At 39.5% G+C, this 15,994-nt stretch carries 4 protein-coding genes (1 of these 4 only partly in view); 1 reads left to right on the top strand and 3 read right to left on the bottom strand.

Annotation, left to right across the window (positions count from 1 at the left end):
- Positions 1-4 precede the first annotated feature (4 nt).
- The 3 genes from TYM08_RS18775 to mrcB all read right to left on the bottom strand — a co-directional run bounded on the left by TYM08_RS18775 (position 5) and on the right by mrcB (position 4,626).
- Entirely contained in the window at positions 5-1,330 is a 1,326-nt protein-coding gene (locus TYM08_RS18775; protein ID WP_422380684.1) for a cobyrinate a,c-diamide synthase, read from the bottom strand.
- Complete coding sequence (gene cobO, locus TYM08_RS18770) at positions 1,330-1,965, bottom strand: cob(I)yrinic acid a,c-diamide adenosyltransferase (protein ID WP_422380683.1); 636 nt, start codon at positions 1,963-1,965, stop codon at positions 1,330-1,332. The genes TYM08_RS18775 and cobO overlap by 1 nt, the downstream gene beginning before the upstream one ends.
- A gap of 147 nt (positions 1,966-2,112) precedes the next feature.
- Positions 2,113-4,626, bottom strand: coding sequence for a penicillin-binding protein 1B (mrcB, locus tag TYM08_RS18765; RefSeq protein ID WP_422380682.1), 2,514 nt, complete (start codon positions 4,624-4,626; stop codon positions 2,113-2,115).
- 240 nt (positions 4,627-4,866) lie between these two features.
- Between mrcB and TYM08_RS18760 the strand changes: the two genes are divergently transcribed.
- Positions 4,867-15,994 carry the start of a right-handed parallel beta-helix repeat-containing protein gene (locus TYM08_RS18760; RefSeq protein WP_422380681.1) on the top strand. 12,134 nt of this gene lie beyond the right edge of the window, so 11,128 of the gene's 23,262 nt are visible here — the first part of the coding sequence; it begins with the start codon at positions 4,867-4,869; its stop codon lies beyond the right edge, outside the window.

Raw genomic sequence — 15,994 nt, 5'->3', positions numbered from 1 at the left:
ATAATTATTTAAACAACTCCCCAACCATCTCCATATTAGACCGAAAAAACACATGCAAGTAACTTGCAACTAATCCATCCACTTTGAAAATAGCTTCACCAGGAGCTGGGTGACGTTGTCTTCTAGCAAAACTCACGGGCTCGGGTGTATTGTCTGCACGTGATCGGTGATGTGCGTGTCCTTTTATTTCTAGCTCTGTCACATTACCGTTTTCGTCTGTAAATGGGACTGTTAGAAATTGCATGCCTTGGCAGCCGCGTTTTCCACGCATGGTTGCTTGGCCTTGGATAAGGTTGAGCATGTTATATGTGTGGCCTTCTAAATCCGTTAGGGTTTCTAGGCAGGTCATGAATCCTCCGCATTCGGCAAATATTTTTTTATGATTTTTAAAATGTTTTTGAATGTCTTGTATCAGTGTTGTGTTTTCGCTGATTTTTTTGGCGTGTAATTCTGGGTAGCCACCGGGTAACCAAATGGAATCGCAATTTGGTAGGTGTTTGTCGTTTAGTGGTGAGAAAAATACGACTTCTGCGCCTAGGTCTTTTAGTGTTTGTACGTTGGCTTCGTATATAAAATTAAACGCAACGTCTTTTGCTATGGCGATGGTTTTGTTTTTTAGAAGTGGCTTGAAGGCTTCGATTTTTATATTCGGGTTTTTAAATTCAATTGGTTTTATAGAATTTAATAAATCTTCGTCTGTTATGATTTTTTCTGCGGTGTAATTGAATTGTTGTTCTAGTTGCTCGGTGACTTCTTCTGCCTGTACTAAGCCTAGGTGACGTTCGGGTAATGCTATGTTTTCGTCGCGTGCTAAGTTGAACCAAAATTTAATGTCTTTTGGCATCGCCTCTTCAATTAATTCTTTGTGGCGATTTGATCCGCAGTTGTTGGCTATAAAGTGGGTGATGTCGATGTCGTCACGATAGGTTTTTAGGCCTAGCAAGATGGCACCTACGGTTTGGGCGGCGCCTTTAACGTCCATGATGACCGCAATGGGAATATTAAATTGTTTGGCTAGGTCGGCACTTGATGGCTGTCCATCAAATAATCCCATGGCGCCTTCTATTAATATTAAGTCGGCATCTTGGGCGGCGTCGTATAATGCTTGTTCGCAATATTCTAATCCGCACATCCATAAATCTAATTGTATGACTGGGTGTCTACTTGCTTGTTGTAGAATTTGAGGGTCTAGGTAGTCGGGCCCTGTTTTGAAAATTCTGACTTTTTTGCCTTCATTTGAAAGCTTGCGTGCAATGGCGCATGTGACTGTCGTTTTACCTTGATTGGATGACGGTGCGGCTATGAATAGTGCGGGGCAAAAACGGCTCATTAATATTCGATCCCTTTTTGTGCTTTTACGCCTAAGCGAAATGCGTGTTTTTCGTCTTGTACAATGCTGATGGTGTCGGCTATTTCTTGTAAGTCGTGTGCCATGGTGCGACCGGTGATGATGACGTTTTGATTTTTAGGTCGGTTTTTTAATGCTTCTACTACGGGTGCAACTTCGAGGTAGCCGTATTTGAACATGTAGCTCATTTCATCAAATACTAATAAGTCGTAGTCGGCATTGTTTAGGTATTCTTGTGCGACGACCCAAGCTTGTTGTGCGGCTTTGATGTCTTGTTCTTTGTCTTGGGTTTCCCATGTAAAGCCGTGACCCATTACGTGCCAGTTTAATTGTTCGCTGGTATTGGCCATGTCTTTGAAAAATTTAAATTCACCGGTTTCTAGGCGACCTTTTATGAATTGAATGACGGCGCATTTTTGTCCGTGTCCTAATGATCTAACCATGGTGCCAAACGCGGAGCTGCTTTTTCCTTTGCCATTGCCTTTCATTAATATCAGCACGCCACGTTCTTCTGTGGAGGCGGCGATTTTTTTGTCCATGACGGCTTTACGAGCTTTCATTTTTGCTTTGTGTTTGTCTTGTTCGTTGTCAATTTTGTTGTCGTTTGAATCTGTCATAGTCGTTTCTGCTTTCAAATTTTTATTTGTTTTGTAGGTTTGGATTGGTCTCATTTGTTTTTAATGAGATCGGATGAGTCCGAACCTACCTGTGTTGTTAGCGTTCAATTGCTGGATTCCCAAGTACGCTTGAGAATGTTCTACGCGTTATCTTAATAATCTTTGTAGCCAATTTTGTTTTTGTTGGCTTTCGCTTTGGCGGCATGGAATGTAACGCTCTGCAATTTCGTTAAATTTAAATGGCACGTAAACGGCGTTTTTGCAGTTTTCTTGTGTGCGGTAGCCCGATGCTAAGTCGACCCAGTGCCAGCTTATGTCGTCTGGCTGACTTTGGCGTTGCATGGTTAATGGTAGTGATTTGAATATGTCGGTCCAAACTCGTAGTGCGCCACTTGAGCCTGTAATGGGCATGGGTTGGTTGTCGTCAAAGCCTAGCCATACACTGGCAAGGGAGTCTTCTGAAAAACCCACAAACCAAGAATCTCGTGCGTCATTACTGGTGCCTGTTTTGCCTGCCACCATAAAAGATTGAGGTAAGTATTGGTAGGCAAATTTACCGGTGCCTTCGCGCATGTTGTAGTTAAGTGCGTATTGCATGAGGCTCATGGTGTGGGTGTCTATTTTAAGCTCCATTTGAGGTTGATGGCGTTGTAAGACTTGGTTTTGTTCATCAACAACCGCAAGCAATGTGTTGAGTTGCATTTGGAATCCGCCAGATGCGAATACTTGATACAGCGACGCTACTTGAAATGGGGATAACTCTAAGGCGCCTAACGCTAATGATGGATTTTGGTTGTCTACGGACTCTAATCCCATGTCTTTTAATGTGTTTACTAATCGTTTCACGCCACGTTGTTGAGATATCCACACTGCGCTTAAGTTGTACGATTTAGCAAAGGCTTCTAATAACGTTGGGGATCCATGGGATTTATGGTCGTAGTTTTGTGGTTGCCATGTGCCTTGGCCTTTGATTTCCATATTAATAGGGGAGTCATCAAGTAGGCTGGCTAAGTGAAATTCACCCGAGGCGAGTGCTTCGGAATAAATAAACGGTTTGATTAGCGAGCCTATTGGGCGCTTGGCGTCTAATGCGCGGTTAAAGCCTGTGTACTTGCCTTGGCTTGATCCAATAAGTGTGCGGATGTTGCCATTGGTTGTGTCAGTAATGACAACGGCGCTTTGTAGTTGGTTGCTTGGAATGCTGTGTTGGTTCTCGATGGTGGCGACTCGAGATTTTAATTGCGCTAACGCTTGGTGATGCACGTACGGCTCGAAACTGGTGAACACTCGCACGCCTTTGCTTGAAAGGTCGGACGCATAATATTGTTCATCCATTTGCTGTTTCACTAATTGCATAAAGTCCTGAGCGGTTTGACTGCGCTTAGTGATGCTGACATCTAATAACTGAGCTTTGGCTTGAATGAGTTCGGGCTCGGTGATGATGCCTTTTTCGTGCATGACGCCCAGCACTAAGTTACGTCGTTCTAATGTGCGCTTAGGATGATTAATGGGATGGTAATAATACGGGCCTTTTACCATGGCAATTAATAGTGCCTGTTGATGCAATTGTAGGTATTCAAGCTGAGTCGAAAAGAAGTAACGGCTGGTGAGTTGCAGGCCATGAATTGAGCGTGCGCCGTCTTGGGTGTAATACACTTCATTAAAGTAGGCGGTTAGGATTTCGTCTTTTTCATATTGTGCATCAATTAAAATCGCCATTAACGCTTCGTTGGCTTTGCGCCATAAACTGCGCTTGTTGTATAAGAATAAGTTCTTAACTAACTGTTGTGTAATGGTTGAGCCACCCTGGGTGAGACTGCCTGATTTGACGTTACTAAAAAACGCACGGGCAATGCCGGTAGGGGATATGCCGTGATGGTTGTAGAAATTGTTATCTTCAATGGCTAAAAAGCCTTCCTTCAAAGTAGTGGGTACTTGTTCGAGTTTGATTAATTCGCGGGCTTTGTCTTGTCCGTATAATTCGCCAATAACAAATGGATCGAGCCGTTCAAGAATGAGCGTTTGATGTTGGTCGTCGGTTAAACGATCAATGGATTGCTTGCCTAATTGAATGTGTAAGCGTTTGGCGGATTCGGTGCGATCCCAAAATTCAAAGTGGCGCTTATATATAGTGAACTGATTGCCGTTATTCCAATATTCGCCGGGTTGATCGACTTTGCTGTCTTTGCGATAGCCTAGGTTGTTTAAGGACCATGATAGTTGGTTTTGGCTTAGAGTTTTGCCTTCATATAAAGAAAGGGGTTGGGCAAATACAGAGGTAGCAATGTCAAAGGTACGCCCTTCAAAGCGTTGGCGAATTTGAATGTTGAGGTAAGTCATGTACGTTGCAAGAATTACTAGGCCAACTAAAAACAATTTTGCTAATACCCAAAATGTTCGTTTTATCCAAGAGGACTTTTTCGGTTTAGAAGGGGGTGTTTTTTTTGTTTTTTTAGCGATGTTAGATTTTTTGACAGGTTTCTTTTCTGTAGGTTTTTTTTTAGCAGGTGTTTGTTTCTTGCCTGTGTTCAGTTGCTTTTTAGGTGTGGCTTTTTTAGGTTTTTTGTCGTCGGCTTTTGCCATGATGATACTGCTTTGATGTTTGATGAAAGTTGTAATTGTATCAAGTTGTTGTGTACTTGGCTTGTGGGTTTTATGCACATTGAATCGTGAGTAAAGCGACCTTATAAGTTTAGTTTTTTATATTTATCTAACCTTACCCTCTACAAATAATAGATACAATTTTTAATATTAAGAAACAAAAATGATTGTTATTTGATCAAAACGCTGCAGGCTGTATAATCGTGGGGTTTTTATTGCCTCAAAGAGTCTGTTCATTCATGGAAATGGATTTTGAACGTAAAACAGCTCTTTATAATTTTTCTTTGTTTAGGATGAATCATGTCGATTTTTCAAAATCATATCTTTAAATTAATTAACCTTGTTTTGCTATTTACTGTATTTAGTAACAACGCTCACGCTTTGATTCATCATGGTGGTGCGTTAAGTCAGGATGAAACCTGGGGGGCAGATGAAGTTCATTATATTGATTCAATCGTTACGGTTAATTCAGGAATTACATTAACCATTGAGCCAGGTTCAATTATTAAGTTTGCCAGTAGTACATATTTACAGGTAAATGGTGTACTTAATGCGCGCGGTGAAGAATTTTCTCCTATTTACTTTACAAGTTATCGAGATGATACATTGGGAGGCGATGACAATGGTGATGGATTATCTTTTGCTCAGGCTGGTGATTGGTCAAATATTCGATTCTCTGACTCAATTATCGATTCTTTAAATTATTTAGAATATGTAAATATCCACTTTTCTGGCGGGCAATCAGGGTTGGGTGCTATTTACTTAGAGCATGCGTCACCAAATTTAAATTTTATCAATATTACAGATAGCCAATACATTGGTGTTGATGCCTATGGCTCAGGCACTGTGGTAACTTTAAATAATGTCAATATTGAGCGAAGTGGTGCCCAAGGAATATATGCTGATTATTCTGCTTCATTAACAATTAATAATAGTGAGATTACTCAGTCTGACTCTCATGGTATTTATGTTTATAGAAGCGCTAAGGTGTTATTGGATCAAACCAATATTATCGATAATGGAGAGTGGGGAATTTATTTTGCGGATAACTATCCTGGTTCGACCATTACAAATACGACTGTAACGGGTAATGATCGTGGTATGTATGTGCCAATTGATATGCTGCCAAATCCCGAAGATCAAAATACGTTATTGCCAAACGATCAAAATGCAATTTGGGTGCGTGCTGGTACTCGTACTTCAAGTTTAACGTTATTCAACCATTCTTCACAGTTAGCTCCAAATCAAACTATTAATACTTATTATATCGCGGGTGACTGGGCTCAAAACGGCGGAGTGCTTACTTTTGAGCCAGGTGTGAATGTTAAATTTACAAGCGCAAGTTCGTTAACGGTTAATGCGGCTACTTTATTAGCTCAAGGTGTAGCAGGAAAACCAATTACTTTTACATCGCTTTATGATGATTCCATAGGTGGTGATTTAGGTCGTGGCGATTCTCCAAAGTCTGCCAAAGCGGGAAGCTGGGAAGGTATTCGTTTAAATTCAACGGTCACTTCTGATTCGGTTATTGAGTTTGTTGATATTAAGTACGCAGGTCAATCAACTAATGCCAATCTGTATGTTGATACGAACGATTTATCTATTTCAAATTTACGATCTCAGTTTGCTTACGGGTATGGTTTGTACGCTTATCGCTCAAATCTAACGGTTGAAAATTCTGAATTTAGTTTCAATACCTCTCAAGGTTTTTTTCAGACTAGCTCGGGTACTTCGTCTTTAACCAATTCTAAATTTTTGGGTAATGGACATGATGGTATTTATGCAAATAGCAATACTGGTGTAAATGTTTCGCAAAGTTATATTTATGCTAATGGTAGGCATGGTATTAATACTCATGTAACTAGTCTTGAGGTTCAAGCTCAAGATAACTGGTGGGGTGCGCCAGATGGTCCAAGTAGTTTAGATGGAAGCTTTGATGGTTCGGGAAATTCGATTGCTGGCAATGTTTCAATAAGTTCGCTGTTAATTGATCAGTATTTAGAATTTGGAGATGCACATCGTTACGCAAATGCCGGTACTGATGAACAGCACGGTTTGTTGTCGTCTTTTGTGCTTAGTAAAGGACAAGTTACACAAGAGTTTGGAGCATCAGCTTGGCAAACGGCTTGGTATGATGAGCAGTCAATTGATTTATCAACAACCAATTTAGACCCTTTAAAGCAGTATGTTTTAGTAATAAATGCTTTCAATTCTGACAATAATGGCAATGTTCAGCATGCTGAAGATGCTTTGGGTAATCGTATTATCGATGAAATGGTTGTAGGCAGTAGTAATGCTATTTTTGGTGGCGTGATTGCTCAATCTAGTTATTTAGATGGTAATTTAGATATTTCGATTATTCTGGATTCAGGCCATAGAGCGGTTGTTCAGCAAGTTTGGTTGCTTGAATTTAGTGATGAGTTTCCAATGTTGCCAGCAGCTGATGTTGATAATGTAATAGATGGGCAGATTTTTACAGGACAGGAAGTTGTTTTAACGGGGCAAGCTGATTTCTCGACAAGCGTTGAGTTGGTTGTTTATTCAGTTTTGAATGATCAAACAAGCTACTTTGATGTGCATTCCATTAGTTCAGATGGGTTATTTTCGTATCTTTGGACTTTGCCAGAAGATGGCGATTACCAATTGTCAGTTGTGGCGCATAATGACAATGCTATGCAAAACCAAAGTTTACCTATTGATATTAAAGTTGATCAAACAGCGCCTAACTCAGTTTCTTTTTTCTCGGTAACCGATACACCAAATGATAGTGGCACAAGTTTAACTTTAAATTGGGTTGAAGCTGAGGATGCCATTGCGCAAGATTCAGATGTTGCATCATATTTTATATATAGAAGAGATCAAGCAGGGCAAAACTGGATACAAATACAGGTTGTTAATGCGCCAGCGCAATCGTTTGTTGATGACTTGGTATTAAGTGGATTTGTCTACGATTATAAAATTGAAGTGCTAGACGTAGCAGGCAACGCAAGTGAGCCATTTGTTCAGATTGCTAAAACAGCCATTGATAATTCCATTGTTGATACATTGGCTCCCGAAGATATTACTGATCTAACCGCTCATCTTGGTGATCAAATTATTCATTTAAATTGGGGTTTGTCATTAGATACACAAGGTGATTTAGTTAATCAAATTGTGGATATCTCAATTGATGATGGGGTGAGTTTTGGTACGAATGCGCCTGATTATAATAACGGCGAATTTTACACATTGAATGCGAATCAAGATCAGTATTCATTGGACAATTTAGTCAATGATATTGGTTACAGAGTGCGTATTCGTACAATTGATGCGCAATCTAATATTGGTACGGGGGTGATTTCTTCTGCATTAACGCCTTCACAATTAGCCTTCACAACCATTGATAGTCATATTTCAAAAGATACACATTGGAAATCGGGTACTTATTATATTTCAGCTTCAATTAACTTGAATGCTGGGTATTCTCTTACCATTGACCCTGGTGTGATTGTTAAATTTGCATCTGGCAGGTCGTTGACAGTTATAGGTGAGTTAAATGCAGATGGCGTCACTTTTACCTCTTTTAGTGACGATTTAGCAGGTGGGGACCATAACTCTGATGGATTGAGTGCTGGTGATCAAATTGCTTGGGGCTATATACATTTCCCAACTAATGCAACGGGCGATTCAGTTATCCAAAACAGCACGTTACGTTTTGGTGGCTCAAATACAGCCATTATTTATAACCGTAAATCTGGTACGGTCATTCAAAATAACCGAATTGAATTCTCTAATACTTCGGGTTTTTATACTCGCGATGGTTCAGGTGTTGTGTTCTCTGGCAACGAAGTATTTGATAACGCTACTAATGGTGTTTATCAATACAGCGGATCGACATCGTATCAAGATAATCACATTGCACGTAACCAGCATGGTTTAAATATTAATTCTGGTGGCGCGCCAGTGATTGAAAATAACGTAATTGAAGATCATAGCGGCTGGGGTATTTATAACAGTTCTGCTATTTCGGGTGAGCCGATTATTAGTAATACGATTCGTAATAACCAAAGTGCGGCTCGATTGTCGTTCTCAAATTTACCTGTAAGCGTTTCAGATAATACGATTGTTGATAACGACAGTCAGGTTATTCACTTCTTAGGTAATGCACGTTCTTATGATTTAGCCCTGAGTTCGGATTTTGTTTACCGTCAACTTAATTCCACCGCAACAATTAACGCAGGTTCTCGAATGGATATCGAGGCAGGCACTGTATTGAAATTTGATGCAGGTAGTTATTTGACAATCAACGGTGCATTAATAGCAAAAGGCACAGAACTTGAGCCGATTACCTTTACTTCTGATCGAGACGATAGTGTTGGTGGGGATACGGAGAATAATGGCTTAACTTACGGCACAAAAGGCGATTGGGGTCGTATTACATTTAATGATTCAAGTGTCGATTTTGCAAGCACTCTTGAATATGTGAATATTCGCTTTGGTGGCACCGGTAGTAATGGCGCACTATATATTGAAAATGCTAGCCCAACTTTAAGTCATGTCACGATACAAGATTCTGCTGTTCATGGTTTGTATATTTATGGTGTGGGTTCAACCAGCACACTTGATCATGTTGTAGTAGAGAATAGTGATCAGATTGGTTTATATGCACGTCACTCATCTAATTTAACTATTGTTGATTCAAAATTTAATAACAATGGTACTTATGGCGTGTATTCATATCAAAGTGCAGTGTTAAATATTGATCGCACGCAGGTGAAGGATAACGCGAGCTGGGGTGTGTTATTTAATGACGCAGTAACAGGTTCTAGCATTACTAATTCAGAGGTCACTGGAAATGATCGTGGTTTATATATACCCATTACGATGGTGCCAAGCCCAGAAGATCAAAATATATTAGTGCCAAACGCGCAAAATGCGTTATGGGTAAGAGCGGGAACACGTTCAACGGATTTAACCTTAGCGCAACACAATAATATTGAAGCACCAGGCCAAATCATTAACAGCTATTACATTAGCGGTGATTGGACGCAAAGTGGCGGTGTATTAACGATTGAGCCAGGTGTAAATATTAAATTTACAGATAGTGGTTCGTTAGTTGTAAATGCAGCAACATTAATTGCGCAGGGTACGCAGCAAGAACGAATTACATTTACATCGATTCATGATGACAGCGCAGGTGGTGACTTAGGTAGAAATGGCGATGCAACAATTGCAAGAGCGGGAATCTGGGATGGGTTAACGTTTAATAGCACGATGAGTTCTGACTCGGTATTTGATTATGTGGATATCAAATTTGGTGGTAACAATGGCTACGGTAATATCTTTGTTCATACGAATAATAATTTAAGTTTTAATAACATCCGCTCTACTCAATCAAGCAAAAAAGGGATTTATGCACATCGCTCAAATGTGAGTGTGGATCAAAGTGTTTTAGCGCTAAATAACGAACAGGGTTTCTTGCAGACATCTACTGGCACGTCAAATATTACAGGTTCTGAAATTTACGCGAATGGGCATGACGGAATCTATGTAAATACTGGTACAGGTGTGAGTATCAATGATAGCCAAATTTATGCAAATGGTCGTTATGGCATCAATACACATGCATCAAGCTTAGAAGTTCAGGCGCAAAATAACTGGTGGGGCGCTCAAGATGGCCCAAGCCAAGTGGATGAAGGGTTAGTCGGTCAAGGTGAAAGATTAAACGGGAATGTAAATATTACATCGATGTTGTCCAATGATTTCAAAACACAGGGGCCTAAATTTAGATACATTGATGCAGGTGGATTAGAGCAACGCGGAACGTTGAGTGAATTTACAATATTACAAGGTAAAACAAGTGAAGAGCTTGGTTCGGATGCTTGGAGTGATATGTGGTTCGATTCTACTAGCATTGATTTGCAAGCAACTGGGTTGAATGAGTTAAATAGTTACAAAGTGATTGCTCAATTTCAAAATAATGATTCAGGCACCAATTTACAGCATATCGAAGATGCGAATGGCTTAAATATTTCAGGCAAAATACAAGCATCTGCTTATTCAACAATTCATGGATTTGATTTACCAGCTAGCAGCATTAGCTCTAATGAATTGTTACTTTCAATTAAACCTGATTCAGGTTTGCGCTCGACTGTGCAGCAGCTTTGGTTGATCGAAAACTTAGATGCGCCATTGTCACAAGCATCTGCAAGTATTTCAAACATACAGACCCAGGATTTATTAACAGGTACGCAAGTTATTATTAATGGTGATTCTACTAATAGCGAATCAGTATTTATTCATGTATATGACCAAAACAGTCAATTGGTTTCCAAAGAACTAGTGCATTCACTTAATACTAATGGCGAATTTTCTTATCGTTGGATTCTACCTGCTGACGGGGTTTATTTTATAGCAGCTCAGGGCGTAAATGCTCAAAATTCAAATGCGTTAGATTTGATTGAGGTCATTGTTGATCAGACTCCAGCAATAGCGGTTCAATATTTCTCGGTGGTCGATACACCACAAGATCTTGGCGAGAGTCTAAGTCTGTCTTGGCAGTTATCTGCAACAGAAAGCTTGCAGGAATCAGATGTTCAGCAATACATCATAAATAAACGTATTTCAGGGCAAATTCAGTGGCAGCTTTTAACTGAAGTGGTGCCTGGAGCTGATGTGTTTGTTGATGCAGATGTGCAACTAGGCGTTGCATACGATTATCAAATAATTGTGCAAGATAATGCTGGAAATAAAAGTGAAGCAAATACATCATTTAATAATGAATCAATTGATAATACGTTAGAGGACACTCTGGCACCTGAGCCTGTAAGTGGTTTGGTTGTTGAAGCTGGTAACGCTCGGATTGATGTTCAATGGACGCTTTCGACTAATGGGCAATTGGATATTGTTAAGCAATATTTAGATATCTCAATTGATGATGATATAAATTTCGGTACGAATGCACCGACTTATGATGACGCTCAAGTCATAGAAGTGAATGTAAATCAAAATCAAATCACGTTAACGCAGTTAGAAAACGACCTAGCGCATCGCATTCGTTTAAGGACGGTAGATGTGGCAGGAAATATTAGTACTGCGGTGATTTCGGATATCGTAACGCCAAGCGTGGGTGCATATCGTGTGATTAATAGTGCAATTTCGGAAGATACTCACTGGAAATCTGGTACTTATTATGTGAGTTCATCTTTCACAATTAATAGCAATGTGACTTTAACGATCGACCCTGGGGTGATTGTTAAAGTTGGTGGTTCAAGAACCATTACTGTAAATGGTCAGTTGATAGCTGATGGTGTGACATTTACTTCTTGGAGTGATGATTCAGTTGGCGGTGATACTAATAATAATGGCGAATCACTTGGTAGTGATGCTCATTGGACCAATATCTATATTCCAACTAATGCAACGGGCGATTCGGTTATTCAAAACAGCACGTTACGCTTTGGTGGCTCAAGTACAGCCATTATTTATAACCGTAAATCTGGCACGGTCATTCAAAATAACCGAATTGAATTCTCTAATACTTCGGGTTTTTATACTCGCGATGGTTCAGGTGTTGTGTTCTCTGGCAACGAAGTATTTGATAACGCTACTAATGGTGTTTATCAATATAGCGGATCGACATCGTATCAAGATAATCACATTGCACGTAACCAACATGGTTTAAATATTAATTCTGGTGACGCACCAGTGATTGAAAATAACGTGATTGAAGATCATAGCGGTTGGGGTATTTATAATAGCTCTGCTATTTCAGGCGAGCCGATTACTGGTAATACGATTCGTAATAACCAAAGTGCGGCTCGATTGTCGTTCTCAAATTTACCTGTAAGCGTTTCAGATAATACGATTGTTGATAACGACAGTCAGGTTATTCACTTCTTAGGTAATGCACGTTCTTATGATTTAGCCCTGAGTTCGGATTTTGTTTATCGTCAACTTAATTCCACCGCAACAATCAACGCAGGTTCTCGAATGGATATCGAGGCAGGCACTGTATTGAAATTTGATGCAGGTAGTTATTTGACAATCAACGGTGCATTAATAGCAAAAGGCACAGAACTTGAGCCGATTACTTTTACTTCTGATCGAGACGATAGTGTTGGTGGGGATACGGAGAATAATGGCTTAACTTACGGCACAAAAGGCGATTGGGGTCGTATTACATTTAATGATTCAAGTGTCGATTTTGCAAGCATTCTTGAATATGTGAATATTCGCTTTGGTGGCACCGGTAGTAATGGCGCACTATATATTGAAAATGCTAGCCCAACTTTAAGTCATGTCACGATACAAGATTCTGCTGTTCATGGTTTGTATATTTATGGTGTGGGTTCAACCAGCACACTTGATCATGTTGTAGTAGAGAATAGTGATCAGATTGGTTTATATGCACGTCACTCATCTAATTTAACTATTGTTGATTCAAAATTTAATAACAATGGTACTTATGGCGTGTATTCATATCAAAGTGCAGTGTTAAATATTGATCGCACGCAGGTGAAGGATAACGCGAGCTGGGGTGTGTTATTTAATGACGCAGTAACAGGTTCTAGCATTACTAATTCAGAGGTCACTGGAAATGATCGTGGTTTATATATACCCATTACGATGGTGCCAAGCCCAGAAGATCAAAATATATTAGTGCCAAACGCGCAAAATGCGTTATGGGTAAGAGCGGGAACACGTTCAACGGATTTAACCTTAGCGCAACACAATAATATTGAAGCACCAGGCCAAATCATTAACAGTTATTACATCAGTGGAGATTGGACGCAAAATGGCGGTGTATTAACAATTGAGCCAGGTGTAAATGTTAAATTTACAGATAGTGGTTCGTTAGTTGTAAATGCAGCAACATTAATTGCGCAGGGTACGCAGCAAGAACGAATTACATTTACATCGATTCATGATGACAGCGCAGGTGGTGACTTAGGTAGAAATGGCGATGCAACAATTGCAAGAGCGGGAATCTGGGATGGATTAACATTTAATAGCACGATGAGTTCTGACTCGGTATTTGATTATGTGGATATCAAATTTGGTGGTAACAATGGCTACGGTAATATCTTTGTTCATACGAATAATAATTTAAGTTTTAATAACATCCGCTCTACTCAATCAAGCAAAACAGGGATTTATGCACATCGCTCAAATGTGAGTGTGGATCAAAGTGTTTTAGCGCTAAATAACGAACAGGGTTTCTTGCAGACATCTACTGGCACGTCAAATATTACAGGTTCTGAAATTTACGCGAATGGTATGGATGGTATTTATGTTAATTCATCAACGGGCGTTAATGTAAGTGACAGTGAGATATTTGCAAATGGACGCCATGGCATAAATGCGCATGCCTCAAGCTTAGAAGTTCAAGCGCAAAATAACTGGTGGGGTGCCCAAGATGGTCCAAGTGGTGAATTTAATGGATCAGGTGATTCAATCACAACCAATGTCGTATTCGATACGATTCAAGAGTCGGGTACTGAGTACGCTTACTACGATGCAGGTGGGATAAATCACAAGCAATATGGTGTGTTAAATCCAGTAGTAGAAGGTGAGCAAAGCCTTGAATTAGGTAGTAACCCTCTACAAAGCTTGTTGGTTGATAACGATAAAAATATCGAGATGTTATTTAGTGCGTTAGATAATAATGCGCGTTATCGTTTAATCGTGAGTTACGTGAATGTTTCTGGAGAAGTATCAAATCAGCGTTTAGTAACAAGTACTGGATTTGAGATTCACCCTGCTCAGTCGATATCAACAGTTGCGACGTCTTATGAATATCTATTACCAGTTTCAGAAGTTGTGGATGGTAATTTAGTTCTGAATTTAGAAGCTGTTGATGGTTATCGAGCAAAAATTGCAGCTATTTATTTAATAAAAGAAGTGGCACCAGTGTTAGATGTTTCTGTATCTATCACAACTTTGGCTGACTCGGTTGTTAATAACCAAGGGCTAACACTTACAGGCTTATTTAGTAATGAGTCCATTTCATTATTGAATTTGTACGTTGAGTATCCAACTGGTTTGATTCAAAAAAATACTATCTCGGACACAAATAATGAAGGTCAATGGGCTTATCAATTTAACTCTAGCGAACAGGGTGTAGTTGATGTTTGGGTGCAGGCAATTGACTTAAACGGCAAGATTTCAAATACACCAAGACTTGCGTTATCAGCAGATACAATTTCGCCTGCAGGCATCTCTCAATTAACTATTGTTCAAAATAACCAAGGTCTTTTAGTTCAATTTCTTGAGCCTAGTGATCAAAGTGATGTTTTAAATTATGTGCTTTCAAGACGATCTAACATAGCTGATTCATTTGAAATAGTGGCAAGTCTTGATGTCGGTCAAATTGAGTATTTGGATACTGATTTAGTTAATGGTGATTATTATTATCAAGTTTATGCAATTGATGCTGCGGGTAATTTAAGTGAAGTTGTTAATTCAGATGCAATCACCTTTGATTCAGCTTTGATTGATGTGACGGCACCAGAAGTACCTGCTTCTATTTCAGCCTCAATTTCAAATGATTCAATTAAAACGTTGGCTCGAGTGAGTTGGGCAAGAGTGGCTAATGCTGCAAATGATCTCGCAGCCTATGAGGTGAGTGTATTTGTAGGTGAAAACGCTACATTTGGAACTAATGCGCCGTTATTTAATAACTCTGAACGATTTAGTGTGAATCCTTTAGCGAACGATATATTTATTTCAGGACTAGAGTTAGGTAACGATTATCGCTTTGAAGTGAATACAATCGACGGGTTTGGTAACAGAAGTGATGCAAATTTCGCTACAGCTACTGTGGATGCAGACTCGTATCAAGCGATTAACTTATCAGGGACATTTACTGTTGATAGTTATTTCCCTAAAGCGGTTTATCTTCTAACGGGCAGTGTAACTGTTAATAGCTCTGTTAAATTAGAATTCGAGCGTGGCTCAATTGTTAAGGTGGCGAATTCTTCAACCATATCGGTATCAGGTCAATTAGTTGCTGATGGCGTAATCTTTACATCGATTCATGATGATGAACACGGTGGCGACACGAATAATAATGCAGATGCAACTGTGCCTTCTTCGGGTTTGTGGAATCATATATACATTAGTTCTGCTACAGAAAATTCGTTAACAGATACTCGTATTTTGTACTCAGGAAGAAGCACCGGTGCACTGTACTTAAACGGCACAACTACTGTAGTTGATTTAGATAATATTGAGATTAATTATAGTGGTACTCATGGTCTTTATATGCAAAATGCTAGGCTATCGATTGAGAACTCTACTATTTCAAATAGCGTTAATGATGGTATTTATCAGTATTCAGGGAATTCAAGTTTAAGTAATAATACTATCGAGAATAATAATCATGGTTATCGAATTCGTTCAGGTAGTTATGGTGTAATAAATGATAACCAATTCATTAATAATACAG

This window comes from Marinicellulosiphila megalodicopiae (genome assembly GCF_045862395.1).
Taxonomy (GTDB): Bacteria; Pseudomonadota; Gammaproteobacteria; order Pseudomonadales; family Natronospirillaceae; genus Marinicellulosiphila; species Marinicellulosiphila megalodicopiae.
This window is presented reverse-complemented; position numbering and strand designations above follow the sequence as displayed.

Excerpts from the sequence above, each read along its gene's own strand:
- TYM08_RS18775 (WP_422380684.1), bottom strand. The coding sequence starts at position 1,330 with ATGAGCCGTTTTTGCCCCGCACTATTCATAGCCGCACCGTCATCCAAT.
- cobO (WP_422380683.1), bottom strand. The coding sequence starts at position 1,965 with ATGACAGATTCAAACGACAACAAAATTGACAACGAACAAGACAAACAC.